26 protein-coding genes and 4 tRNA genes are annotated in these 22,448 nt (G+C 65.6%); 7 read left to right on the top strand and 23 right to left on the bottom strand.

Annotated elements, in window-relative coordinates; all coding sequences use genetic code 11:
- Nucleotides 1-15: 15 nt before the first annotated feature.
- Together ASF31_RS12290 and ASF31_RS12285 are read right to left on the bottom strand one after the other, a co-directional pair.
- Complete coding sequence (locus ASF31_RS12290) at nt 16-1,305, bottom strand: dicarboxylate/amino acid:cation symporter (RefSeq protein ID WP_055754891.1); 1,290 nt, start codon at nt 1,303-1,305, stop codon at nt 16-18.
- Nucleotides 1,306-1,405: 100 nt separating this feature from the next.
- Nucleotides 1,406-2,119, bottom strand: coding sequence for an HAD-IA family hydrolase (locus tag ASF31_RS12285; RefSeq protein WP_055754933.1), 714 nt, complete (start codon nt 2,117-2,119; stop codon nt 1,406-1,408).
- A gap of 64 nt (nt 2,120-2,183) precedes the next feature.
- Here ASF31_RS12285 and glmU point away from each other — a divergent pair, with 64 nt between their 5' ends.
- Nucleotides 2,184-3,536, top strand: coding sequence for a bifunctional UDP-N-acetylglucosamine diphosphorylase/glucosamine-1-phosphate N-acetyltransferase GlmU (gene glmU / locus ASF31_RS12280; protein ID WP_055754890.1), 1,353 nt, complete (start codon nt 2,184-2,186; stop codon nt 3,534-3,536).
- Complete coding sequence (gene rpiA / locus ASF31_RS12275; protein WP_055754889.1) at nt 3,533-4,216, top strand: ribose-5-phosphate isomerase RpiA; 684 nt, start codon at nt 3,533-3,535, stop codon at nt 4,214-4,216. Before glmU ends, rpiA begins: the two co-directional genes overlap by 4 nt.
- Here the strand turns inward: rpiA and ASF31_RS12270 are convergent.
- The 3 genes from ASF31_RS12270 to ASF31_RS12260 all read right to left on the bottom strand — a co-directional run bounded on the left by ASF31_RS12270 (nt 4,213) and on the right by ASF31_RS12260 (nt 6,405).
- On the bottom strand, nt 4,213-4,782 hold the full coding sequence (locus ASF31_RS12270) for a sugar transferase (RefSeq protein ID WP_055754888.1): 570 nt from the start codon (nt 4,780-4,782) through the stop codon (nt 4,213-4,215). The two genes, rpiA and ASF31_RS12270, sit on opposite strands and share 4 nt — an antisense overlap.
- Before the next feature lie 172 nt (nt 4,783-4,954).
- Complete coding sequence (locus ASF31_RS12265; protein WP_055754887.1) at nt 4,955-5,452, bottom strand: hypothetical protein; 498 nt, start codon at nt 5,450-5,452, stop codon at nt 4,955-4,957.
- The gene (locus tag ASF31_RS12260; protein ID WP_055754886.1) at nt 5,449-6,405 is read right to left on the bottom strand and encodes a M28 family peptidase; all 957 of its coding nucleotides are present in this window, start codon (nt 6,403-6,405) and stop codon (nt 5,449-5,451) included. Before ASF31_RS12260 ends, ASF31_RS12265 begins: the two co-directional genes overlap by 4 nt.
- A gap of 120 nt (nt 6,406-6,525) precedes the next feature.
- Here ASF31_RS12260 and ligA point away from each other — a divergent pair, with 120 nt between their 5' ends.
- Nucleotides 6,526-8,859: an NAD-dependent DNA ligase LigA gene (gene ligA, locus ASF31_RS12255; protein ID WP_055754932.1), complete on the top strand. Its 2,334-nt coding sequence runs from the start codon at nt 6,526-6,528 to the stop codon at nt 8,857-8,859.
- A gap of 122 nt (nt 8,860-8,981) precedes the next feature.
- A complete protein-coding gene (locus tag ASF31_RS12250) occupies nt 8,982-9,404 on the top strand; it encodes a DUF2147 domain-containing protein (protein ID WP_055754885.1) in 423 nt (140 codons plus the stop codon).
- A gap of 72 nt (nt 9,405-9,476) precedes the next feature.
- Here ASF31_RS12250 and ASF31_RS12245 read toward each other — a convergent pair whose 3' ends face one another.
- From ASF31_RS12245 to ASF31_RS12180, 14 genes are all read right to left on the bottom strand, one after another.
- Nucleotides 9,477-10,463, bottom strand: coding sequence for an aldo/keto reductase (locus tag ASF31_RS12245; protein ID WP_055754884.1), 987 nt, complete (start codon nt 10,461-10,463; stop codon nt 9,477-9,479).
- Between the two features lie 110 nt (nt 10,464-10,573).
- Nucleotides 10,574-10,650: transfer RNA gene (locus ASF31_RS12240), tRNA-His, on the bottom strand.
- A 150-nt stretch (nt 10,651-10,800) separates the two neighbouring features.
- The gene (locus tag ASF31_RS14885; RefSeq protein WP_055754883.1) at nt 10,801-11,520 is read right to left on the bottom strand and encodes an energy transducer TonB; all 720 of its coding nucleotides are present in this window, start codon (nt 11,518-11,520) and stop codon (nt 10,801-10,803) included.
- Nucleotides 11,521-11,534: 14 nt separating this feature from the next.
- Nucleotides 11,535-11,969 carry a biopolymer transporter ExbD gene (locus tag ASF31_RS12230; protein WP_055754882.1) on the bottom strand — a complete coding sequence of 145 codons (435 nt, stop codon included), beginning with the start codon at nt 11,967-11,969 and terminating at the stop codon, nt 11,535-11,537.
- A 5-nt stretch (nt 11,970-11,974) separates the two neighbouring features.
- Nucleotides 11,975-12,856, bottom strand: coding sequence for a MotA/TolQ/ExbB proton channel family protein (locus tag ASF31_RS12225; RefSeq protein ID WP_055754881.1), 882 nt, complete (start codon nt 12,854-12,856; stop codon nt 11,975-11,977).
- 531 nt (nt 12,857-13,387) lie between these two features.
- Nucleotides 13,388-13,463, bottom strand: a tRNA-Phe gene (locus ASF31_RS12220).
- A 27-nt stretch (nt 13,464-13,490) separates the two neighbouring features.
- On the bottom strand, nt 13,491-13,691 hold the full coding sequence (locus tag ASF31_RS12215) for a DNA gyrase inhibitor YacG (RefSeq protein WP_055754880.1): 201 nt from the start codon (nt 13,689-13,691) through the stop codon (nt 13,491-13,493).
- Nucleotides 13,692-13,694: 3 nt separating this feature from the next.
- Nucleotides 13,695-14,729, bottom strand: a complete 1,035-nt coding sequence (locus ASF31_RS12210) for a ribonuclease E/G (RefSeq protein ID WP_055754879.1) — start codon at nt 14,727-14,729, stop codon at nt 13,695-13,697.
- Nucleotides 14,726-15,307, bottom strand: coding sequence for a nucleoside triphosphate pyrophosphatase (locus tag ASF31_RS12205; protein ID WP_055754878.1), 582 nt, complete (start codon nt 15,305-15,307; stop codon nt 14,726-14,728). Before ASF31_RS12205 ends, ASF31_RS12210 begins: the two co-directional genes overlap by 4 nt.
- A complete protein-coding gene (gene infA / locus ASF31_RS12200; protein ID WP_008261544.1) occupies nt 15,308-15,526 on the bottom strand; it encodes a translation initiation factor IF-1 in 219 nt (72 codons plus the stop codon).
- Nucleotides 15,527-15,629: 103 nt separating this feature from the next.
- On the bottom strand, nt 15,630-16,097 hold the full coding sequence (locus ASF31_RS12195) for a UPF0262 family protein (protein WP_017505201.1): 468 nt from the start codon (nt 16,095-16,097) through the stop codon (nt 15,630-15,632).
- Nucleotides 16,094-16,579, bottom strand: a complete 486-nt coding sequence (locus ASF31_RS12190; protein WP_055754877.1) for a DUF2948 family protein — start codon at nt 16,577-16,579, stop codon at nt 16,094-16,096. Before ASF31_RS12190 ends, ASF31_RS12195 begins: the two co-directional genes overlap by 4 nt.
- The gene (gene murA / locus ASF31_RS12185; protein ID WP_055754876.1) at nt 16,569-17,858 is read right to left on the bottom strand and encodes a UDP-N-acetylglucosamine 1-carboxyvinyltransferase; all 1,290 of its coding nucleotides are present in this window, start codon (nt 17,856-17,858) and stop codon (nt 16,569-16,571) included. The genes ASF31_RS12190 and murA overlap by 11 nt, the downstream gene beginning before the upstream one ends.
- Nucleotides 17,859-17,960: 102 nt before the next feature.
- Nucleotides 17,961-18,158, bottom strand: a complete 198-nt coding sequence (locus ASF31_RS12180) for a hypothetical protein (protein WP_055754875.1) — start codon at nt 18,156-18,158, stop codon at nt 17,961-17,963.
- Between the two features lie 110 nt (nt 18,159-18,268).
- On the opposite strand from ASF31_RS12180, the gene ASF31_RS12175 reads away from it, so the two are divergent.
- Nucleotides 18,269-18,343 (top strand) — tRNA-Thr (locus tag ASF31_RS12175).
- Between the two features lie 66 nt (nt 18,344-18,409).
- On the opposite strand, the gene ASF31_RS12170 is transcribed toward ASF31_RS12175, so the two are convergent.
- From ASF31_RS12170 to lipB, 4 genes are all read right to left on the bottom strand, one after another.
- Nucleotides 18,410-18,997 (bottom strand): hypothetical protein, encoded by a 588-nt coding sequence (locus ASF31_RS12170; protein ID WP_235551329.1) that lies wholly within the window; start codon nt 18,995-18,997, stop codon nt 18,410-18,412.
- A 48-nt stretch (nt 18,998-19,045) separates the two neighbouring features.
- A complete protein-coding gene (gene msrB / locus ASF31_RS12165) occupies nt 19,046-19,540 on the bottom strand; it encodes a peptide-methionine (R)-S-oxide reductase MsrB (RefSeq protein WP_055754873.1) in 495 nt (164 codons plus the stop codon).
- 73 nt (nt 19,541-19,613) lie between these two features.
- Nucleotides 19,614-21,098 carry a hypothetical protein gene (locus ASF31_RS12160; protein WP_055754872.1) on the bottom strand — a complete coding sequence of 495 codons (1,485 nt, stop codon included), beginning with the start codon at nt 21,096-21,098 and terminating at the stop codon, nt 19,614-19,616.
- Between the two features lie 127 nt (nt 21,099-21,225).
- Nucleotides 21,226-21,942, bottom strand: a complete 717-nt coding sequence (gene lipB, locus ASF31_RS12155) for a lipoyl(octanoyl) transferase LipB (protein WP_055754871.1) — start codon at nt 21,940-21,942, stop codon at nt 21,226-21,228.
- A gap of 65 nt (nt 21,943-22,007) precedes the next feature.
- On the opposite strand from lipB, the gene ASF31_RS12150 reads away from it, so the two are divergent.
- Together ASF31_RS12150 and ASF31_RS12145 are read left to right on the top strand one after the other, a co-directional pair.
- Nucleotides 22,008-22,259 carry a FliM/FliN family flagellar motor switch protein gene (locus ASF31_RS12150; RefSeq protein WP_017505209.1) on the top strand — a complete coding sequence of 84 codons (252 nt, stop codon included), beginning with the start codon at nt 22,008-22,010 and terminating at the stop codon, nt 22,257-22,259.
- An 86-nt stretch (nt 22,260-22,345) separates the two neighbouring features.
- Nucleotides 22,346-22,430 (top strand) — tRNA-Leu (locus ASF31_RS12145).
- Nucleotides 22,431-22,448: the final 18 nt, after the last annotated feature.

Raw genomic sequence — 22,448 nt, 5'->3', positions numbered from 1 at the left:
GCGCAAGCGCCTGTTTCAGATTCCGGCGGCGCGAACGCCTTCGGGCGTATCGGCTTCCGGGTCGCCCGGAAGCCAGGCGACGTGACCGTTGTAGATGTCCTGGTTGAGGATGCCCTCCTCCTTGGCCACCAGCACCGGGACCAGCATCTGGCCGGTGACGTTGGTCGCGGTGCGCATCATGTCGATAATCCGGTCGATGGCGACGATATAGCCGATCCCTTCCAGCGGCAGGCCGGCGGTCGACAGGGTCAGGGTCAGCATGACGATGCTGGTGCCCGGCACGCCGGCCGTTCCCAGCGACCCAAGCACCGCCGTCAGGCCGATCAGGACGTACTGGGTCAGCGTCAGATCGATCTTGAAATACTGGGCGATGAAGATCGAGGCGATGGCCGGATAGATGGCCCCGCACCCGTCCATCTTCACATTGGCGCCCAAAGGCACGGCGAAGGCGGCGTAGGCCTGGGGCACGCCCAGCCGTTCGACCGTCTGGCGAAGGGTGATCGGCAACGTCCCCAGCGAGGAGGAGGTCGCAAACGCGGTCTGCTGGGCCGCGAAGGCGCCGCGGAAGAAGCTGGTGACCTTCAGGCCGTGGATCTTCAACAGGCCCGAATAGACGATCAGGATGTGGAACAGGCAGGCGGCATAGATGGCGAGAATGAACTTCAGCAGCGGCAGCAGCGCCTCCCAGCCATAGCCGCCGACGACCGATCCGATCAGGCCGAACACGCCGATGGGCGTCAGCTGGATGACCCAGCGGGTGATGCGGAAGATGACGGCCGCGCCCTCATCCACCAGACGCCGAACGCCCTGCGCCCGGTCGCCCAGCGCCACCAGGGCCATGCCGACCAAGGCCGAGAAGAAGATGATCTGCAGCACCTTGCCTTCGGCCAGGGCGGCGAACGGATTGGTCGGCACGACGCCGATCAAGACTTCCAACGGAGTCGGGATCACCCGTTCCTTGACCTCGCCCAGCGGCAAGTTGGACAGGCCGACGCCCGGATTGATGATGTGGCCGAAGGCGAAACCGACCAGCACCGCCAGCAACGACGTGATGGCGAACCAGACGATGGTCCGCACCCCCAGCCGCACGGCCCCCGCCCCCTCGCCCAGCTTGGCGATCGAGCTGGCAATGGTGAAGAGCACCAGCGGCGCCACAACCATGCGGATCAGGTTCAGATAGACGTCGCCGATCGGCTGAAGCCAAGTCTCGGCCCGCTCGCGCAGGATCAGCCCGGCGATGATGCCGAGGATGAAGCCGGCGGCGGTCCGCTGCCACAGCGGGATCTTGAAAAAGCGAGCGAGCATGACGGCACTTTCAACAGGGGTGCGCCAATCTGTCCATCGCCATGGCGATCCGCAACCGCAGCAGCGATCATTCAGCCGACAGATTTCCTGTCGGCTGGCTTCAGAATTTCAGCGCCCGCCTTACGTAGAAGTCGGAGAGGATACCGTCGATCGCCTCTTCGACGTCCTCGAAAGCGTCGATCAGCACGTCCCCGCCCAGGTCTTCGACGGGCGTCGGCGTAAAGCCGAAGGTCGTCAGAATGCAGGGCATGCCGGCGTCTTTAGCGGCGTCCGCGTCCGGCGCGGCGTCTCCCACCATGATGGCCCGTTCGGGATCACCGCCTGCGATCACGACGGCCTCCTTCAGATGGGCGCCCGAGGGCTTGCGCGCGCTGACCCGATCCGGGCCGACGATGGCGGCGAAATGTCGGGTCAGGTCCAGCTTGCCCAACAACAGCTCCGACAGGTCCGAACGCTTGTTGGTGGCCACGACCAGGATAGCGCCCCGCTCGCTGAGCCGCTCCAGCGTCTCGACCACACCCTCGAAGGGCTGCGAGCCGTCGGCGATATGAACGGCGTAATCGACCAGGAACCGCTCGAACAGTTCGTCCGACTTGGCCCGCTCGACCGGCGCGCCTGCGGCTTCGAAGCCGTGCACCAGCAGCGCCCGCGCGCCCGATCCGATCAGGGTCGAGGCGGACTCCATCGGCACGGGCGGCAGCCCCTCCTCGACCAGCATCCGGTTCAGCGTGCCGATCAGGTCCGGGGCGGAATCGACCAGCGTGCCGTCAAGGTCGAAGGCGATGGTCCAGCCTTCCAGGTCGCGATCGCTCATCCACATCTCCCGCTGGCCCGCATGATGGGCTAGATCGCAGGACGACTAGACTGCGAGACGATTCATGACCAGCCAGACGCGCGCCCGCGCCGCCATCATTCTCGCCGCCGGCCAGGGCACGCGGATGAAATCGCCGCTGCCCAAGGTGCTGCACCCGGTGGCCCACCGCGCCATGCTGGACCACGCCATCGATGCGGCGGAAGGCCTGGGGTGCGAACGCATCGTCGTCGTGGTCGGCAATCACTCGCCGGAGGTCCGGGCCCATGTCGTCAAACGGCTGGGCGAGGCCGCCATTGCGGTCCAGGACCCGCCGCTCGGCACCGGCCACGCCGTGCGCGCCGCCGAACAGGCGCTGGCCGACTTCGACGGCGAGGTGGTCGTCACCTATGGCGACGTGCCGTTGCTAAAGGCCGCCGACATCGAGCCCGTGTTCAATGCCGACGGCGTGACCGTCATCGGGTTCAAGGCTCGCGATCCGGGCGCCTACGGCCGTCTGATCGTCGAAGGCGACACCCTGACCGCCATCACGGAGGCCAAGGAGGCGTCGGCCGAGATTCTCGCCATCACCGCCTGCAACTCGGGCGTCATGGCCGCGCCGGCCGGCCTGCTCTTCTCGTTGCTGGCCGACGTGAAGAACGAAAACGCCAAGGGCGAATACTATCTGACGGATGTCGTCGCTCTGGCACGCCAGGGCGGCCATCCGACCCGCGCCGTCTTCGCCGCTGAGGACGCGGTAATGGGCGTCAACTCCCAGGCCGAGCTGGCTCAGGCCGAAGCCTTGTTCCAGAGCGTGCAACGCGACAACTTCCTGGCGGCCGGCGTGACGATGGCGGCGCCTGACACCGTTCATTTCGCCTGGGACACCCAGATCGGCGGCGGGACCGTTATCGAGCCGTTCGTCGTCTTCGGTCCCGGCGCGGTGATCGAGGGCGGCGCGCGCATTCGCAGCTTCAGCCATATCGAGGGCGCGCGGGTCGCTGCCGGCGCCGAAGTCGGTCCTTACGCGCGCCTGCGTCCCGGCGCGGACCTGGCGACCGGGGTCAAGGTCGGCAATTTCGTCGAGGTCAAGAACGTCAGGATGGCCGAAGGCGCAAAGGCCAATCACCTGGCCTATCTCGGCGACGGGTCGGTCGGCGCGGGCGCCAACGTCGGCGCAGGCACGATCTTCTGCAACTACGACGGCTTCAACAAGGCGCAGACCCAGATCGGCGCCGGCGCTTTCGTCGGATCGAACTCCAGCCTGGTGGCCCCGGTGGTCATCGGCGACGGCGCCCTGATCGCCTCCGGCTCTGTCATTACCCAGGACGTGCCCGCCGACGCCATGGCCTTCGGCCGCGCGCGCCAGACTGTCAAACCCGAAGCGGCCGCGGCCTTCCGTGTCGAAGCCAAGGCCAAGAAGGCTGCGAAATTTAAATGAGCGACCTCCAGAAGAAGAACGCCGGCGAGGCCGCCGCCGCCCACGTCGAGGCGGGCATGATCGTCGGCCTGGGCACCGGCTCGACGGCCGCCTGGTTCGTCAAGGCGCTGGCGGCGCGCAACCTGCCCAACCTGCGCTGCGTGCCGACATCGGAGAAGACTGCAGATCTCGCGCGCGAACTTGGGCTGACTTTGTCGACGCTGGAGGACACGCCGCGCATCGACCTGACCGTGGACGGCGCCGACGAAATCGGGCCGGGCCTGGCGCTGATCAAGGGAGGCGGTGCGGCCCTGCTGCGCGAGAAACTGGTGTGGGAGGCCTCGGCCCGCTGCATCGTCATCGCCGACGCGGCCAAGGTGGTGCCTGTGCTGGGGACCTTCCCCCTGCCGATCGAGGTCGTCGCCTTCGGTCACAAGACGACAGCCAACCGCATCGCCGATGTGCTGATCGACCACGACATCAACCAGCCGGCGCGCGTGCGTCAGGCGGATCGCGGCCTGGTTCGCACCGACGGCGGCAATCTGATCTACGATGCGGGCTGCAAAGCGATCCATGATCCGGTCCGTCTGGCCGACGATCTGAAACTGACCACCGGCGTGGTGGAACACGGCCTGTTCCTGGACCTCGCAGACTTCGCCATCATCGGGACGGACGAGGGCGTTGAGGAGCGCCTTCCCTAGGACACGCCCCGGCGGCTCAGCACCGCCGGGACCGTGCGCGCCAGGATCGCCAGATAGACGCTCACGGTGCGGTTTCTGACGAACCAGACGTCCATCGCCACACGCCGCGGATAGGGCACGGCGTTGCGCCCCGACACCTGCCACAGCCCCGTCAGGCCCGGGCGCACCGCGCAGTAGTCGGCCAGCCGCCGGCCATATCGCCCAGCCTCGTCGATCACGATCGGTCGGGGGCCGACCAGCGACATCTCGCCCCTCAACACATTGATCAGCTGTGGCAGTTCATCCAGGCTGGATCGTCGCAACAGACGGCCCAGCGACGTGACGCGCGGATCGTGTGTCAGCTTTCGCTTCGCCTGCCATTCCGGATCAGAGGCTGATGGCAAGGCTCGCTCCGCGCCCACCGTCATCGAACGGAATTTGAGGCAGTCGAACATTCGGCCGTCGCGGCCGATGCGCTGCTGGCGAAAGATCGCGCCCCCTCCGTCCTGCGCCCTGACGCCCAGGGCGATGAAAACGAAGAGCGGCCAGGTCAGAAGCAGCCCTATCAGGGCGAAGGCGATATCCATGGCGCGGGTCGGGTCGAGACGAACGCGGCGCCGATGCGCACCGACACCGCATGTCGATGTTACATCGCACCCGGCCAATTCAGATATGGACATTCAGCGCCCCCAAGCGTCACCATGACTTGGGATTGCGTTAATGGCAATCTTGGCGCGCCGTCAGCGCAGGTTGGTTAGATCAGTCGCCGCCCCACCAACTCAGCGTGAAGGGCGTGGGACGACCGTTGACCGAAACCGTTCCGGTGACGACAGGCATCTGATCTCCGAGATTCCGCCGCGCCGTCGCCAATGCGCCCTGATCAATCCGCGCCGACAGTTCCACCGGGCCCAAGCCGGGCGCGGAGCCCCGCATTTGAATCCGATCGTCGGTGACGACGTAGGCGTCCGGCAGAACCCTGGCCTCGCCTTGCGGGCCGGTCAGCGACAGGATCAGCGGCGGCGAAGCGCGAGAGCCGCCTTCCCAGGCGGCGAAGGCGTCATCCTGTCCGATGAACAGCGAAGCCACGGGCTGAATGGATTCCTCACCTGTCGGGCGATAGTCGCCCGAGATATCGCCGCTCAGACGATGCTGGAACGTCGCTTCCGGCGTCGACGTCGATGTCGCGGCGTCGCGCCGCTCGCATGCCGCCAGGCTCAACAAGCCCGCGACCGCAACGACCACCCATGAGGACTTCATCGATCAAGCGCCCGGTCCAAGGCGCGGAACCCGGCGATGGCGATCTCGGTCGCGCTAGTGAAGACCGACGGCGTGATCTTGTCGAAGGTGTCGCTCGGTCGATGATAGTCGGGGTGATAATCGACGCCCATGTACAGGAAGGGCATGCCCGCCTCATGGAACGCGCCATGATCGGAGGCGTCGACCCAGTTGTTCTCGCCCGTATCCTGCGGGGTGTCCTTGCCAAAGGCGAAGGACACGGCCCCGTTCGGCGCCACGGCCTCCAGCACGGGGCGCAGATTGGGGTGCTGATAGGTCCCGGTGACCCACAGATGGCCATCCGTTTCCGCCCGCGCCGTCATGTCGAAGTTCAGGTTCAGGCTTAGTGACGACAGGGGCACCGGGGGCGCCTTGACGAACTCGCGAGCGCCCAGCAGCCCCCGCTCCTCGCCGTCCAGCGCAACGATCAGCACGCTGTGTTCCGGCGGTTCGGCCTTCAGTCGCGCTGCCAGTTCCAGCATCGTCGCCACGCCCGAGGCGTTGTCGTCGGCCCCATGGAAGATCTGGCCGTCATTGACGCCGACATGGTCGTAGTGGGCCGTCACAACGATATAGCGGTCGGCGACGCGGGTTCCGGGGATCAGGCCGACGATGTTGACGCCGCTGAAGGTCTTGACGCCTTCTCTCGTGCGGCCCGGCGTCTCGAACCGCTGCAAACGCCCGAACGGCGGCGGCTGAACGCCCATGGCCTCTAATCGCGAGACGATGTAGGCGCGCGCCCGCTCGCCGCCTTCTGAGCCCGTGTCGCGGCCTTGCATGTCGTCGGCCGACAGGATGCGAACGTCCTCCAGCAGTTGGCTGGAAACCGGCGCGACGGCGCTCGGCGCACTCGGCGCTGTTGCGGGAACGGCGGCGCAGCCGCTGACGATCAGGGCGGCGCCAGCGACGAAGAGGCAGAGGGTCGAACGAGTCATACAGGCTCCGATAGGGACGCGCGAACTTAGCGAAGAGCGGACGGCGCGTCAGCCTACGGTTCTGTCATCATCGGCTTTGCGCGATGCACGGGCGGCGCGTCAGATGATATGACGGCGGCCATGGCCAATGCGATTCCTCTCGAAGTCCCCGTCGAAGACCTCACCGCCGAGACGGCCGCCGAGGCCCTGGCCTGGCTGGCCGCCGAAATGGCCCGCCACGACGCGCTCTACAACGAGGCGACGCCCGAGATTTCCGACGCCGACTACGACGCCCTGCGTGCGCGCAACTTAGCGATCGAAACCGCCTTTCCCGATTTGATCCGGCTTGACTCTCCGTCGAACAAGGTCGGCGCCGCCGCCTCAACCCAGTTCGCCGAGGTGCGCCACGGCGTGCCCATGCTGTCGCTGGACAATGCCTTCGACGAGGGCGAGGTGCGCGATTTCGTCGCCCGGATCACACGCTTCCTGAAACTGTCCGCCGACGAACCGATCGCCTTTGTCGCCGAGCCCAAGATCGACGGCCTGTCCGCCAATCTCCTGTATGTCGACGGCAGGCTGACGATCGGCGCCACGCGCGGCGACGGCCGCGCGGGCGAGGACGTCACCGCCAATCTGAACACCATCGCGGATGTGCAGCAGACCCTGGCCGGCGACGACTGGCCCGACCGGATCGAGATCCGTGGCGAAGTCTATGCCCCCAATGACGCCTTCGCCGCCTTCAACGCCGCCGCCGAGGCGGAAGGCCGCCGCACCTACGCCAACCCCCGCAATTTCGCCGCCGGCTCCCTGCGCCAGAAGGACGCCCGGATCACCGCCAAACGTCCGCTGAACTTCTTCGCCTACGCCTGGGGCGAACACTCCAGCGACTTCGCCGAGACCCAGTGGGAGGCCCTGCAAAAGCTCAAGGCCTGGGGCTTCCCCGTCAACGCCCGCTCGCGCCGGGTCGAGGGCGCGGAGGGGCTGATCGCCGTCTATCGCGAACTGGAACGCGACCGCGCGACCCTGGGCTATGACATCGACGGCGTGGTCTACAAGGTGGATCGCATCGACTGGCAACGCCGCCTCGGCTTCGTCGCCCGCAGCCCCCGCTGGGCTATCGCCCACAAATTTCCGGCCCAGCAGGCCACTACGGTGCTGGAGGGCATCGACATCCAGGTCGGCAGGACCGGCTCCCTGACCCCCGTCGCCCGCCTGCACCCCGTCACCGTCGGAGGCGTGGTGGTGCGAAACGCCACCCTGCACAATGAAGACGAGATCGAACGTCTGGATGTCCGCATCGGCGACACGGTCCGCCTGCAACGCGCCGGCGACGTCATCCCCCAGATCCTGGGCGTGGTCCCGGAGTTACGTCCCGCCGACGCCGTCCCCTATGTCTTCCCTGAACACTGCCCCGTCTGCGGCTCTGAAGCCGTGCGCGAAGGCGACGAGGTCAAACGCCGCTGCACCGGCGGCCTGATCTGCGACGCCCAGATCGTCGAACGGCTCAAGCATTTCGTCGGCCGCCGCGCCTTTGACATAGAGGGATTGGGCGAAAAGCAGTTGGTCGCCTTCCATGCGCGCGGCTGGATCAAGGAGCCGGCCGACATCTTCAGACTGGCGCGCGACGAGGCGCGGCTGAAGGCGCTGGAGCGTGACGACGGTTATGGCGAAACCAGCATACGCAATCTGGTCGCCGGCATCGACGCCCGCCGCGTCATTTCGCTGGACCGGTTCCTGTTCGGTCTGGGAATCCGCGACATCGGCGAACAGACCTCCATCGTGCTGGCCCGCGCCTTCGAGAGCTGGTCCGCGCTGAAGGCCGCCTGCCTCCAAGCCGCCTCGGGCGTGCCGTCCGACGCCTGGACCGACCTGGCCGCCGCCCACGCCATATCGCCCCGCGTCCTGACCCTGATGGCCGAGGCCGCGCCCCCCGCCGTAGATCCCTGGCCCGAGGCGACGATGGACATGAAGATCAGCCAGGCCTTCCCCGGCATGGCCGCTCCGGCCCGCCGGTCTCTGGCGACGATGGCGAACGACTGGTCCGGGCTGGTCGAACTGGCCCGTGTCGCGCGCGAGGACGGCCCGTCCGAAATCCTGAACCAGATCGCCGGTGTCACCGGCGTCGGTCCCGTCGCGGCCGAGGCCTTGGCCCACTTCTTCCACGAGCCGCATAATCTGCAGGTCGTAGAGGCTTTGGAAGCCGAACTGACCGAAATCCTCGATGCCGAACGGCCCAAGTCCGACACTGCGGTCGCGGGCAAGACCGTCGTCTTCACCGGCGCCCTGGAGCGCTTCACCCGCGACGAGGCCAAGGCCCGCGCCGAAAGCCTGGGCGCCAAGGTCTCGGGTTCAGTGTCGAAAAAGACCGACTACCTCGTCGCAGGCCCCGGAGCCGGCTCCAAGCTCAAGGACGCCGAGAAGCATGGCGTCCAGGTGCTGACCGAGGACGAATGGCTGGCCCTGATCGGCGGTTGAAGTTGACCTAAGGGTCGGTTTTCGTTGGTGATCGCTGGGGTTTTGGCCTTGTTTTCAACCGAAACCGCGATCAACGTCCGCTTCAACGGGCGGTGCGACCGACCCGACGAAAGGGAACGACTATGAAGATCAAGATCATGCTGGCCGCGGCGACCCTGGCGGGCGCCCTCGCCTCTCCAGCCCTGGCGGGCGACCCGACCGGTCTGTGGCAGACCCCGACCAATGGCGGTCAGGTGCGGATCGCGCGCTGCGGACAGGGGCTGTGCGGCACGCTGGTGACTTCGGACCACATTCGCGCCGACGCCAATGCGCGCGACGCCAACAATCGTAACGCCGCCCAGCGGAACCGCACCCTGCGCAATCTGCCCATGCTGACCGGCTTCACCGGCGGTCCGACGGAATGGCGCAACGGCTCGGTCTACAATCCAGCCGACGGCGGCACCTATCGCGGCACCATCACCATGACCAATGACAACAGCCTGCGTCTGCGCGGCTGCATTGTGGCTCCGCTGTGCAAGACCCAGACCTGGACCCGCATCCAGTAGGGTCAGGACGCCCCATTTACGAAAGGCCCGGTCGGAGCGCTTCGACCGGGCCTTTTTCATTTGGCTTGCGGATCAGCGATTCAGCGCCGCCCGCGCCGCCTCGGCGTAGCGATGCCCCGTCGCCGCGCCCTTGGGGAAGACGGCCTCGATCCGGGCGATATCCTCAGGCGTCAAAACGACGTCCACGGCCGCCGCATTCTGCTCCAGGGTCGCGATCCGACGGGTGCCGGGGATCGGAACCAAATCCTCGCCTTGCGCCAGCACCCAGGCCAGCGCCAGTTGAGCGGCGGTTATGCCCTTGTCCGACGCAATGGCCTTTACCGCCTCAACCAAATCCAGGTTCTTCTGGAAGTTCTCGCCCATGAAGCGCGGATTGGTGCGGCGGAAGTCGTCTGCGTCCAGATCATCGATCGAGGTGATGTCGCTCGACAGGAAGCCGCGGCCCAGCGGGCTGTAGGGCACGAAGCCGATGCCCAGTTCGCGCACGACCGCAAACAGTTCGTCTTCGGGCTCGCGGCTCCACAGCGAATATTCCGTCTGCAGCGCCGTGATTGGATGGGTCGCGTGCGCCTTACGCAAGGTCTCAGGCGCGGCTTCGGACAGGCCCAGGAAGCGGACCTTGCCCTCCTTGACCAGTTCCGCCATCGCCCCGACCGTATCCTCGATCGGCGTGTCCGGATCGACGCGGTGCAGATAATAGAGATCGACGTGATCGACGCCGAGGCGTTGCAGACTGCCCTCTATGGCGCGACGCACATTGGCCGGGCTGCCGTCGGTCATCAGCCTGGTGCGGTCGGCGTTATAGTTGATGCCGAATTTGGTGGCGATGAAGGCCTGGTCGCGCCGATTTTTCAGCGCCTTGCCGACCAGCACTTCGTTTGTGTGAGGGCCGTACATCTCGGCAGTGTCGAACAGGGTGATCCCCAGGTCGAGCGCGCGATGGATGACGGAAATGGACTGCGACTCGTCGGCGCCGCCGTAGAAGGCGCTCATGCCCATGCAGCCCAGGCCAATGGCCGAAACCTCGGGGCCGTTCGCACCCAACTTGCGCGTCTTCATGGGGGCCTTCTCCTGTCGGTGCGGGGATCGGCCTAAAAACAGATATGGCGACCGATGATCAGGAAATGGTCGCGGCGACGGCGGGCTGCAAGCCCGGCCGCGCTTTGCGATGGTACCGCCTCTCAGGCTTGAACTGAGGACCTCCGGTTCCACAAACCGGCGCTCTAACCAACTGAGCTAAGGCGGCCCGCTCATCGCGAGGCGCGTTCTCTACCGGGCCTGCGGCAGGCGATCAAGCGCCTTCCTCACATTTCGTCAGGAGATTTCGCGGGCGACAGCCCAAACAAAAACGCCCCGGAGATTACTCTCCGAGGCGTCTTGTCTGTTGCCTTGACCATCACCCGAGGGTGAAGGGCACCCGGACGCGGAAGGTCGCGTCTTGAGCGGCGCCGTCGACGGTCCGCGGCGACAGCTGTCCACGCTGAACCACCCGAATGGCGGCGCGGCCGAAGCCCATGCCTGCGGGCTCTTCCGAGATCACCCGGCAGTTCGCCGGAGCACCGTTGGAGCGCGCGGTGCACTCGACCGTAGCCGAACCGCTGATTTCACGTTCCAGCGCACGCGCCGGGAAGTCATCAGCCGTCGGGCGCGGCTGGCGCGACCACTGAACATTGGTGATCGTCGACGGGCGCGGCGGAGCCGGAGGCGCAGGCGGAGGCGGAGGTCCAGGAATATTGACGGGCGGACCCGTGTATTCAACCCGATCTTCCTTCTTCGTCGGCGTGATGTTGACCGGCGGAGGGGGGACGATGTTCGGGACCGGAGCCGGCACGCGCACCTGAAGCTTCGGCGGCGGAGGCGTATCCGTCGGCGGAGGCGGCGGGGGCGGAGGCGGCGGAGGCGGCGGAACCGGCTCGACCAATTCGACCTCGACGGACTCGTCGACGTAGTTGAACTCCTTCAGCTTGAACTTGGACTGCTGAACAAAGAAGATCAGCAACGCAAACAAGATGCTGACCACCATCAGGCAGACGATCAGCACGGGGTAGGACACCCCCATGAAGCCCTTCTTCTTGGGTACGTCGTAGCGACTGCGATGATATTCGACGTCTGTCATACTATCTCCGCATCCTAACTCGTCGCCTGGTCTTCGCCGACCAGCGCAACGCTATAGAAGCCGTTATCCTGCAGCGCATTCATGACCTGCATGAAGTCGCCGTAACGGGTGTTCTGGTCGCCCCGAATGAAGATCCGCTCATCGGCCGGGTTCCGGGAACCGATCTGTTCTTTCAGATCGGCGCCCAGGGATCCGACGTCGGTCTTGAAGTCGCCCACATAGACGTCGCCGTCATTCTGGATCGAAATATAGACCGGCTTGGGCGGGTTCGGGGCCGCCTTGGCGACGGCGATTGGCAACTCGACAGGCACCGACACAGAGGCAAGCGGAGCCGCCACCATGAAGATGATGAGCAGGACCAGCATGATATCAACGAAAGGCGTAACGTTGATATCACTGTTGGCCTGAGGCAGGTTGCCAGCGCCGCCCGATTTAATCTTGGCGGCCATCCGTCTTACGCCCCCTTGTCGAGCTGACGCGAGATGCCGTTCAGCAGCTCAGCGGCGAAGCCGTCGGCGCGCGTGCCGTAGGCAGCGATGCGGGTGTTGAAGTAGTTGTAGAAGACAACGGCCGGAATAGCGGCGAACAGACCGATACCGGTGGCCAGAAGAGCTTCAGCGATACCCGGCGCCACGACGGCCAGGTTGGTCGTGTTCGACTGGGCGATACCGATGAAGGAGTTCATGATGCCGTACACGGTGCCGAACAGACCGACGAACGGACCGATCGAGCCGACCGAAGCCAGGAACTGTTGACCGCCCGAAAGGCGCAGGGCCAGACCGGATTGAACGGCGGCGACAGCCGACTGAGCGCGGCCCATGGCCGAATCGAGGTGATCGCCGGTGACCGACAGACCCGATTGACGCGACAGTTCGATTTCTTCGGTGGCGGCGGCGGCCATGTCGGCCAGCGGGTTGCCGTCGAACTCTTCCTGAGTCGAGACAGCGCGCATGTCGGCGATGGTGCGGGCGCCGCGGAAGTTCTCGAGGAAGGTGTCGGTCTTGCGGTTCAGAGCGCCGAACTCGAACAGCTTGATGAGCAGCAGGGTCCACGACAGGATCGAGGCCAGCAGCAAGCCGGCCATAACGACCTTAACGACGACCGTGGCTTCCATGAACATGGAGATCGGGGTGATGTCGCCGTGACCGCCGCCGACGGCGTCGTTCACCGTTGCCGGATCAGCTTCGCCAGCAGCCGGAGCGGCGGCTGCGGGAGCCGCAGTCGAGGCGGCCGGGGTGGGCTCGGCCGGGGCCTGGGCCAGGACCGGCGAGCTCGCCATCAGCGCGGCGGCGCCGGCCATGGCGAGAAGGATATTCGTCTTTTTGCTGTTCAGCATAATTCGCCAGTTCCTGCTTGGTCTGACTCGTGGAACCAAAGGTGCGGCCATAGTCAGCGACCGCCCCCCAACCTGAAATGTTTCCTTCAACGCGCCCGTCCTTTCGAGGATCAGAGCCCGCTGAAATCTTCGGTGGAGATCGAACCGGTCGCCCGCCTCGTCTCCGCTGGTCGAACCTTCGGGGACACGTCCCCGGCGATCCGCATTAACGTCTTCTTGCGAAGGCGCCTCAACCCTTTGACGAACCCTTACCGGAGCGTCAAGGGACAAGAGGGGCTTTTAACCCGTCGAGAGACATGGAGAAAAGTTCCATCAACCAGCGCATTAAAGTGCGGCAGCGCGACATTTTGATGATGATCTGGCGTCAGATGAAGCAAGTTTGTTCAAAACGGCCGTCCTGAGCGCGATCATTTCCCGATACTGCAAATGTAGGGCTGATCGCTGCAAGCCAGCGGAAACCGAAGGGCGGCGCAGAGGCCGCAGCACAGGATCATGCGCTCAAAACAATCGATTTCACGGTGTAGGAAAAGATGGTGCCTGGAGGCGGGTTCGAACCACCGACACGCGGATTTTCAATCCGCTGCTCTACCAGCTGAGCTATCCAGGCGCCGACGCGGCGTCGCGAGAGGCGGGTCTATAGGGGAGGCTTTTCCGCCTGTCCAGCGCCCAATCCGTCCTTTTCGTCATCATCTTCCGCACCCTCGTCCAAGGCGGCCGGAATGGCGTAGGCGCCGGTGAACCAGCGCTGAAGATCCACGTCCGAACAGCGACGTGAGCAGAAGGGCTTGTACTTGGGATCGGCGTCGGCCTTGCGGCAGATGGGACAGGAAGCCACGGCTCAACCCTCTTCTATTCGTCCGCGCCCTGGCGGGATTGCGGCATCGGCCTGGATCACCGCTCGCGGTCCCAGACGAGCCGCCAGCGGATCAGTGATTACGGCTTCTTCCGGCGCGCAGCGCGCGATGACGCGCGGCGACAGAGTATCGGCCAGAAGCTGCCGCCGCAAAGTGCGCACGACAGACAAGGCTCGTGTTTGAACAGACGGGCGTCCGCTGGCGTCGAGCAAGACCTCCTCGATCGGCGTGCGGCGCCAAGGAAGCGACATCTGCAACAGGCCGAATCGACTGACGGGTCCGAAAACGGCCTGGGGGTCGTGGGCGAACGCGGCCCGCACGACCTTGGACTGCGCCTCGGCGTCCGTACCGTCCCCGACCATGTCGATGACGACCAGGCCGCCCCAGTTCCGCAGGCCGATCAGCCGCGCCGCCTGTTTCAAGCCCGCGCGATTCGCAGCCGCCCTTGCCTGTTTCGGATCACGACCGGGCGTAGAGGCGAAGTCGATGTCCACAGCCACCAAGGCGCGGGTGCGTTCGATGGCGAGATCGATTCCGTGCGAGGCGAAAACAATCGATTGAGCCAGAGCCTCCTCCTCCGCCTCGACCACGGCGTCGATGGCGGCGATGCTGGTGACTGATTCCTCGCCGGGCGCGAGATCGCGCAACTGTTCGGCGATGCTGGGTGCGGGCTGAATCAGGCGGGGCGTCCCCTCCCCCGGTCCTACATACCGAACTGCCGCCCCTTTTCCGGCACGAGGTTCGGCGGTGACGACGACTTCCAGCCGCTGGCCTTGGGTAATTCGGTCATTTCTCGGGAACGGCAGAAAGGCGGCGGCCGGTGCGGCGATATCGACGAAGGCGCCGCGCAAGCCAGGGTTCACCTCGATGACACGCCCCACGGAGCGGGCGCCGAGCCGGATCTGCGCCACATCATCCTCCCGGTGGATGAGAAGATGAGTGTAACGACCGTCGCGCATGATCGCGCCACGCGTCTCGCCAGGCGTCTCGTCGAGGAAGACCTCGACTGCGCCGCTCATGAACGCCAGCCGACGCCGTGCAGAAGCTGGACGGCCTCATAGACGGGCAGGCCCATCACGGAAGGATGGCTGCCGACGATGCGCTGGATGAAGGCGGCCGCCGGGCCCTGGATGCCATAGCCCCCGGCCTTGCCACGCCAGTCGCCCGTAGCGACGTAGGATGCGATCTCGTGGTCCGACAAGGGTTTGAAGGTCACGCGGGTTTCGTTGACGCGCGACGATAGTTTTCCGTCGCGCCAGACGGCGACGCCGGTGAAGACGCGGTGATTGCGGCCGGACAGCAGTTTCAGAAAACGCGTCGCCTCGGCCTCGTCCGCCGCCTTCTCCAGAAAGCGACGCCCCACAGCGACCACCGTATCGGCGGCGATGACGACCGCGTCGGGACAGCGTTCTGCGACAACCTGGGCTTTCGAGGTGGCGAGCCGTTCGGCCAGACGCGGCGGGGTTTCGCCCTTCAGAGGCGTTTCGTCGATGTCGGCGGGATCGATATGGTCAGGCGTGATCCCGACCTGCGCCAGCAATTCGATGCGGCGCGGGCTGGCCGAAGCCAGCACCAGTTCGGGGCGACCCGCAGCCACTTACTTGAAGCGATAGGTGATGCGACCCTTGGTCAGGTCGTAGGGGGTCATTTCGACCAGCACCTTGTCGCCGGCCAGAACGCGGATGCGGTTCTTGCGCATCTTGCCGGCGGTGTGGGCGATGATCTCGTGGTCGTTCTCGAGCGTCACGCGGAATGTGGCGTTCGGCAGCAGTTCGCTGACGGTGCCGGGAAACTCGAGCAGTTCTTCCTTAGCCATGCGGCCTCTCACGCCCGTTGAATATGCGTTCGACCCCACGCTGGGCGGGCGCGAGGGGCGGAATGGACGGGCCTAATGCCCGAAAACACAGAGATAGTCGAGGTCAGCCGCGACGGTAGAGGGCGCAGAGCAATGTGAACAGGCGCCGCGACGTCTCGTGATCGACCACGATCTTGCCGTCCAACCGCGTCTTCAGCTGCTCGGCCCCTTCGTTGTGAAGGCCGCGCCGGCCCATATCGACCGATTCGATCTGGCTGGCCGAGGATCCGCGCAGAGCCTCATAGTAGCTATCGCAGATCATCAGATAGTCTTTGATCACGCCTTTCAGCGGCGTCAGGCTGATGGCGTAGGTGCGCGTGAAGTTCTCGCCGTCGATGTCGAACACCAGACGATTGTCCTGAAGCGACAGCTTCAGCCTGTAGGGCCCGCCCTCGGCGCCGACGGGCTCGAAACTGTTTTTCTCGACCAGATCAAAGATGGCGACGCGACGCTCGTGCTCGATCTCGGCCGTCGCCGCCGGAAGGGTCGCGGCGTCCAGTTCGACCGAGGCCAGCTTGTGATCGGCGCTCATGCCGCAGTCCCTTCGTCCAGTTCGGGCGTGTCCAGGTGGGTCGGCGCGATCCGTGCAGGCCAGCGGTCGGAAATATCCGTCACCACGGCGTCCAAACATTCGACGTCGATCCGCAGATCCCCGCCGCCGGCGAACATCAGGATGACGCGGCCGCTGAGATCCTCGGTCGGAATAAAGTCGAGCGCGAGCAGTTCTAGCGAAGCGTCGGGACTGCGCGACAGGCGGCGGCTCTTGACCGCCAGAACGTCGCCGAACTGCATGGCGCACATCACGCGCGTCCCGCCGCACTCCCAGCAAAACCGGCTAAAGGCGATGGTCAGGGTCCGCGCCTGTTTTTCCCAGACGATATCGACGGGCCGCAGGATGGCGTCCTGAAGCGCGGCGGAAATGATCTGGAGATCGTCGGCGTCCTCGGCCAGCAGGCGCAACGGTTCGACCGGCGCCTTGGCTTCGGTGATGACGCCGTCGATCTCAGTGCTCATCACCTGTTCCCTTTATGCGGCGGATGTCGGCTCCGCACGCGCCGAGCTTTTCTTCCAAACGCTCGAAACCGCGATCCAGATGATAGACGCGTCCGACAGTAGTTTCGCCCTCGGCGACGAGGCCCGCGATAACCAGGCACATGGAGGCGCGAAGATCGGTCGCCATCACCTGCGCACCGTGCAGAACTTCGACACCGTTGACGTGCGCCTCTCCGGCATGGACCGAAATGTCGGCGCCCAGTCGCGCCAACTCCGGCACATGCATGAAGCGGTTTTCGAAGATCGTCTCGCGAACCGTGCTGACGCCCTCCGCCGTCGTCATTAGCGCCATGAACTGGGCCTGAAGATCGGTAGCGAAGCCCGGATAGATGGCCGTCTCGACGTCCACGGCCTTCAGGCGCTGCTTCGGGTCGCGTTTGATCAGCACGCCGTCGGCGGTCGGCGACACCTCGACGCCCGCCTCGACCATCTTGTCGGTCAGCGAACCGATCAATTCAGCCCGCGCCTTGGTCAGACGCACCTCGCCGCCCGCCATGGCGGCGGCGACGGCGTAGGAGCCCATCTCGATCCGGTCGGGGATCACAGACCAGGTCGTTCCATTCAGCGACGAGACGCCGGTGATGGTCAGCACATCGGTGTCGATTCCCTCAATTTTGGCGCCCATGGCCGTCAGACAGTGGGCCAGATCGCCGATCTCGGGTTCGCGCGCCGCACGGCGCAGGACGGTCGTGCCTTCAGCCAGCACAGCGGCCAGAAGCGCATGTTCGGTGGCGCCGACCGAGACGAAGGGGAACTCGATCTCGGCGCCCTTCAAGCCCTTGGGCGCGCGGGCGGTGACATAGCCTTCGTCCAACTCGATCTCGGCGCCCAGCGCCGTCAGCGCCTGCAGATGCAGATCGACCGGACGCGCACCGATGGTGCAGCCGCCCGGCAGCGAGACCTTGGCTTCGCCTGTGCGCGCCAGCAACGGCCCCAGCACATTGAACGAAGCCCGCATTTGGCGCACCAGATCATAGGGGGCGAAGGTCGAGGTCAGGTCCTTGGCGTGAAACAGGCTCTCCTGCCCGTCCGCGCCGTCACGCTCGGTCACTTCGATGCCAAACTGGCGCAGCAACTGACCCAGGAACCGGGTGTCGGCCAGACGCGGCATATTGGTCAGCAGCAAGGGCTGATCCGTCAGGATCGAGGCGGCCATCAGCTTGATGGCGGAGTTCTTGGCGCCGCTGACGGGAATGTCCCCGAAAAGCTGGGCGCCGCCCTGAATGGCGATGCTGTCCATGACGTCCTTAAGCGCGCCCGATGCCAACGCCTCGGGGGGAAGGTTCTCTAGCAAGCCTATGGGCGCTTGCCAAAGGGCTGCGTGATCGCGAGCCGATGACTTTCAGTTGCTGTCGCGCGGCGCAGCAGGCGTCCGCGCGGGCGCCTTGCGGCGTCGCAGGTTGGCGCGAAGGGCGGAGGCCAGCCGCATGGCCTTTTCCGCCTTTGCGCGCGCTTTCTCGAATTCAGGCCCCGATTCGACGATCGGCGTCGCCTGCGCGGCGGCGGAGGGCGTATCGGCGTCATGCGGCGTGCGAGTCATGGCGCGATGATGCCGTGATCACGGGCCATGTCCAAACTTTCTTTCAGATCGTCAAAAAGCCGCTTCCCTCCCCGGAAGGGTTTGGCTATACGGCCGCTTCCTCAGTCGGGGCCGCCGTAGCTCAGTGGTAGAGCGCATCCTTGGTAAGGCTGAGGTCGTGGGTTCGATTCCCCCCGGCGGCACCATCTGAGACTTGAAAAGGCCCGGCTTTCGCCGGGCCTTTTTGATTTCCAGATCGGACAAAAAAGCCTTCAGTCGTAGCCGTACAGGCCGCGGCGATGGGAATCGCGGTCATTCGCGTCCCCGTCCTTGCTCCAGCTGAACCCCATAGACATCGACTTGGTCGTGGTGTCGGCCCCATAGCCTCGACCGCGCCAGCCGCCGCCATAAGGCGAGTAGAAGCCCGGTCCGCGCAGACCATAGCCGCCGTAGCCATATCCCCAAGGTTCATTGCGGCCTTCGCGGTAGGCTAGGTCCAGGCGGCCGTTCTCGCCGACGGGCAAGGAAACCGCCGCGCCATAGCTGCGATAGCCGCCGGTGCCGATCCCGGCCTCGACCATGCCATGCATCTTGCGCTCGGCCGGCGCGCCCGGCTCTGCGCTTTCGTCAAAGCTGGCGCCCGGCGTGCGCGCGCTGATCCAGTTCTGGATCTGCTGTTCGGTGGTCATGCCGTGCGGGGCGGCGTCCTGGGCCGTCGGCGCGGTCACCGACGCCTCAGGCGTCGCAGCCAGGGCCTGGGCCAGGGTTGGCGCATTTGTCGGCGCCGTCGTGACCACGCCGTCCGGATCACCGTCCGACGCCGCCAGCGCCATACCCGCCAAGAGACTTGCGATCAGCATAGGCCACCTCCATTCGACATCATCCTAGCACAGCGATTGAGGCCAAGGTCAGGCGATGCCGTCGCCGCGGTTGAGGGGGTCCGGCAGGGCCTCGCCCTCGGCTACGAAACTGAGCGCGACCGAGTTGATGCAATAGCGGTTTCCGGTGGGCGGCGGGCCGTCGGGGAAGACGTGACCCTGGTGGCTGCCGCACCGTGCGCATTGGGTCTCAATCCGGATCATGCCGTAGCTGGTGTCGCGGATTGCGTGGACGTGCGCTTCATCGACCGGCTGGGTGAAGCTGGGCCAGCCGGTGCCGCTTTCGAACTTCGTTCCGCTCTTGAACAAGGGCAAGCCGCATTCGCGGCAGCAGAACACGCCGGCTCGCTTCTCACCCAGCAAAGTGCCGCAGAACGGGGCCTCCGTGCCATGAGACAGCAGGACGCGCTTTTCCTCGGGGTTCAGATCGGCTTCGAGCCGGGCGCGTTCTTCCGGGTTCGGCGGGGTCAGGTCATAGCCCGACGGCGAACGGAGGTTTTCGGAGGTTTGGGCGAGATCGGTCATGGACTGCAAATAAGAAGGGCGGGCCAAGGGTTCCACCCCCTGCCCGCCCCTCGTTCATTCGACCGGCTGTTCCTTATTGGAACAGGGCGCCGACCCAGGCGCGCACGGCCGCCTCGTCCGTCGCGGAGCCGGTGTAGGCAAGGCCCTGCGCCGGGGTGAAGGGCGCATCGTTGCCGCGCTGGCGCGTGGTCCAGGCCTTATGACCATAGGTCAGCTCGGCATAGTTCGACGGCAGGCGAAGCACGGTCGGCTCGATGAAGATCGAGTCCTCGGCTGTGACCGATCCGGCCAGGCGCACGTTCGGCAGTCGCGTCAGCAGGTCCAGCGTATCCAGGCACCCGCTAGTGCAGCCGCTATCGACCAAGACCACAACCGGACCCGCCACGGGGTTTGCTGCGCCCGTGTCCGCCACGGAAGGACGGCCCGGCATGGTGAAGGTCGGCTGATTGGCGGCCAGGGCCGAATCGAAGGCGGCGACGATGGCCTGGGTCTGTTCGATCACCGGGCCGGATTCGGCGACGAAGCGCGGGTCGGCCTGCATGCGGGCCAGGGTGTCGGCGAACCACTGACGGTTGTCGGGCGTGGCGCGATAGGTGATCGAGCCGGCTTCAGGCTGACGGCTGACGGTGAACTCCGGCGTCCAGATGCGGTTGGCCAGGCCATAGCCCTTGCCTGTTGCATTCAGCGAAGCGCCGTTTGCGCCGCGCAGATCGATGACCAGACCCTGCGCGCCGCGAATGGCGGGCAGCTGGGCTTCGACCGCGGTGTAGAAGGCGTCCCATCCGGCGTCGTCAGCCAGGGTGTGGACATTGATCCACGGACGGCCGTCGACCGTCTCGACCGACAGGTGATTGGCGCCCGGCGTATAGACGGTCGCGCGATAGGCGGCTTCCAGGCTGGCGGCGTCGGCCGGCTGGGGCTGCATCTGGAAGTCGCGATCGCGACGCCCGACCTTGAAAGTGCACAGCGACGGAACGCCGCCGGTGAACGGGTTATTGCGGTTCCACAGCAGATAGGGGGCGGTACGGACACGTCCGGCTTCCGTCGTCAGGTCGCCTTCCCAGCGGTCCAGCCGCTCTTCGGCCAACTGAGCGGCGGTCTTGTCGCCGCATTTGACCAGGGTCGCGCCGAGCGGCGGCACGTTGCGAACGCCGGGCTTCACATAGGAGACGACATATTCGCCGTTGCGCCACGCCGTGGTGACGCCCGGCCAGCTGGTCGCGAAGAAGGGGCCGAGGCCTTCGTAGGTCGGGCGAATCGCGATGTTCGAATCGCGGAAGCCGTTGGCGTAGTAGCGCATCAGATAGGCGTGGCTGTCGCCGCTGTTCACGCGGCCAACCTTGCCTTGCGCATCGGTCAGGCCGGCATCGATCCAGCTGCGAAACGCTTCGCTGGGCGCGCCGGGAATCACGGCGGCAGGGTGGTTGGCGGCCAGGGCGTCATGCGCGGCCTGGAGGTCTTGCTGCGCCAGAGCGCGAAAATCCTGTGCGACAGCGGCGCCGGCGGCGACGGTCAGCGACAGAACTGCGGCCGATGCGGCGGCGATCATTCGGTTCATGGGGTTTCCTGCGGCCTTTGATTTCAAGCTCGTGGGAAAGGTTAAACCCCATGCGTCCGGCGCTTGCCAACCCCGCCGCGCGGGATTTCGCCCGATTGTCACATGGGCTGCGGCGATGCGGCGCGCATCAAAGCGGCTCCGGCGCTTCGACCGCTGCGCCGAATATTCGATCGAAGCTGCGCCTCAAGGCCTCGTCGGCCTCGTCCATCGTCGCCAGGACGCCGAGATCGACCAGGCTGGTCACGCCGTGTTCCTGAATGCCGCAGGGCACGATGCCGCCGAAATGATCCAGATCCGGCTCCACGTTCAGACTGATGCCGTGGAAGCTGACCCATTTGCGGACCTTGACGCCGATGGCGGCGATCTTGTCCTCACGCGACCAGCCCGCCCCCTTGCGCTCGACCCACACGCCCACGCGACCCGGCCGGATGTCGGCCTTTACGCCGAACGTATCCAGGGCGCCGATCAGCCACAGCTCAAGCCCGCGCACGAAACACCGCACGTCCTTGCCGCGTCGGTTCAGGTCCAGCATCACATAGGCCACGCGCTGCCCCGGCCCGTGATAGGTGAACTGTCCACCTCGCCCCGTGCGATGCACTGGAAACCGGCCGGCATCCAGAAGGTCGTCGTCCTTGGCCGAGACGCCGGCCGTGTAGAGCGGCGGATGCTCGAGCAACCAGACCATCTCATTCGCCTCGCCGGCCGCAATGGCGGCGACGCGCGCCTCCATGAAAGCCTCCGCGGCCGTATAGTCGACGTAGCCTTTCGACACGGCCCATTCGACCGGTCGGCCATCGTCGAGACGCAGTTTCTGAAGGGACGGGCTTAACGGCTCAGCAAGCATGACGCTTCAATGTGGTCGCCAGGGCGTTTCTGCAAGAGACGGCCCTCCAGTGAAGAGAGCTTTACGTGACCCAGATCAACGCCGTCGATGTCGAAATCTCAGTGGTGCTGGGTCGCTCGGTGCTGCCGATGTCGCAACTGCTGCGCATGGGTCGCGGCGCGGTGATTCCCCTGGACGCCGCAGAGGGCGACGAGGTCTGGATCCTAGCCAACAACTATCCGGTCGCGCGCGGCGAAATCGAGATCCGAGACGACCGTATCGCCATCACCGTCACCCGCCAGGCGGACGTGTACGACTTCATGGCCGGGTCGGCCTGAGGCTTTGATCCGCGACGTCTTTGCGTCGTTCATTTCGCCCTTTCCTTTTCCAACGGCTTCGTCTATTCGCCGCCGCTCCGATGCGAGCGGTCGTGGCGGAATTGGTAGACGCGCAGCGTTGAGGTCGCTGTGGGGCAACCCGTGGAAGTTCGAGTCTTCTCGACCGCACCATCTGGCTAAACAGGGCGA

The organism is Brevundimonas sp. Leaf280 (assembly GCF_001422455.1).
In the GTDB taxonomy this organism is placed as follows: Bacteria; Pseudomonadota; Alphaproteobacteria; order Caulobacterales; family Caulobacteraceae; genus Brevundimonas.
The sequence above is the reverse complement of the archived record's forward strand: the minus strand, read 5'-3'. Positions and strand labels throughout refer to the sequence as shown.

What these genes read in the sequence shown, in the direction of transcription:
- msrB (WP_055754873.1), bottom strand. Translation starts at nt 19,540, where the DNA reads ATGACCGATCTCGCCCAAACCTCCGAAAACCTCCGTTCGCCGTCGGGC.
- ASF31_RS12230 (WP_055754882.1), bottom strand. Translation starts at nt 11,969, where the DNA reads ATGGCCGCCAAGATTAAATCGGGCGGCGCTGGCAACCTGCCTCAGGCC.
- glmU (WP_055754890.1), top strand. Translation starts at nt 2,184, where the DNA reads ATGACCAGCCAGACGCGCGCCCGCGCCGCCATCATTCTCGCCGCCGGC.
- ASF31_RS12180 (WP_055754875.1), bottom strand. Translation starts at nt 18,158, where the DNA reads ATGACTCGCACGCCGCATGACGCCGATACGCCCTCCGCCGCCGCGCAG.
- infA (WP_008261544.1), bottom strand. Translation starts at nt 15,526, where the DNA reads ATGGCTAAGGAAGAACTGCTCGAGTTTCCCGGCACCGTCAGCGAACTG.
- ASF31_RS12265 (WP_055754887.1), bottom strand. Translation starts at nt 5,452, where the DNA reads ATGAAGTCCTCATGGGTGGTCGTTGCGGTCGCGGGCTTGTTGAGCCTG.
- ASF31_RS12245 (WP_055754884.1), bottom strand. Translation starts at nt 10,463, where the DNA reads ATGAAGACGCGCAAGTTGGGTGCGAACGGCCCCGAGGTTTCGGCCATT.
- ASF31_RS12290 (WP_055754891.1), bottom strand. Translation starts at nt 1,305, where the DNA reads ATGCTCGCTCGCTTTTTCAAGATCCCGCTGTGGCAGCGGACCGCCGCC.
- ASF31_RS12160 (WP_055754872.1), bottom strand. Translation starts at nt 21,098, where the DNA reads ATGAACCGAATGATCGCCGCCGCATCGGCCGCAGTTCTGTCGCTGACC.
- lipB (WP_055754871.1), bottom strand. Translation starts at nt 21,942, where the DNA reads ATGCTTGCTGAGCCGTTAAGCCCGTCCCTTCAGAAACTGCGTCTCGAC.
- ASF31_RS12210 (WP_055754879.1), bottom strand. Translation starts at nt 14,729, where the DNA reads ATGAGCGGCGCAGTCGAGGTCTTCCTCGACGAGACGCCTGGCGAGACG.
- ASF31_RS14885 (WP_055754883.1), bottom strand. Translation starts at nt 11,520, where the DNA reads ATGACAGACGTCGAATATCATCGCAGTCGCTACGACGTACCCAAGAAG.
- ASF31_RS12250 (WP_055754885.1), top strand. Translation starts at nt 8,982, where the DNA reads ATGAAGATCAAGATCATGCTGGCCGCGGCGACCCTGGCGGGCGCCCTC.
- ASF31_RS12270 (WP_055754888.1), bottom strand. Translation starts at nt 4,782, where the DNA reads ATGGATATCGCCTTCGCCCTGATAGGGCTGCTTCTGACCTGGCCGCTC.
- ASF31_RS12260 (WP_055754886.1), bottom strand. Translation starts at nt 6,405, where the DNA reads ATGACTCGTTCGACCCTCTGCCTCTTCGTCGCTGGCGCCGCCCTGATC.
- ASF31_RS12195 (WP_017505201.1), bottom strand. Translation starts at nt 16,097, where the DNA reads ATGAGCGCCGATCACAAGCTGGCCTCGGTCGAACTGGACGCCGCGACC.
- ASF31_RS12285 (WP_055754933.1), bottom strand. Translation starts at nt 2,119, where the DNA reads ATGAGCGATCGCGACCTGGAAGGCTGGACCATCGCCTTCGACCTTGAC.
- rpiA (WP_055754889.1), top strand. Translation starts at nt 3,533, where the DNA reads ATGAGCGACCTCCAGAAGAAGAACGCCGGCGAGGCCGCCGCCGCCCAC.
- ligA (WP_055754932.1), top strand. Translation starts at nt 6,526, where the DNA reads ATGGCCAATGCGATTCCTCTCGAAGTCCCCGTCGAAGACCTCACCGCC.
- murA (WP_055754876.1), bottom strand. Translation starts at nt 17,858, where the DNA reads ATGGACAGCATCGCCATTCAGGGCGGCGCCCAGCTTTTCGGGGACATT.
- ASF31_RS12190 (WP_055754877.1), bottom strand. Translation starts at nt 16,579, where the DNA reads ATGAGCACTGAGATCGACGGCGTCATCACCGAAGCCAAGGCGCCGGTC.
- ASF31_RS12170 (WP_235551329.1), bottom strand. Translation starts at nt 18,997, where the DNA reads ATGCTGATCGCAAGTCTCTTGGCGGGTATGGCGCTGGCGGCGTCGGAC.
- ASF31_RS12225 (WP_055754881.1), bottom strand. Translation starts at nt 12,856, where the DNA reads ATGCTGAACAGCAAAAAGACGAATATCCTTCTCGCCATGGCCGGCGCC.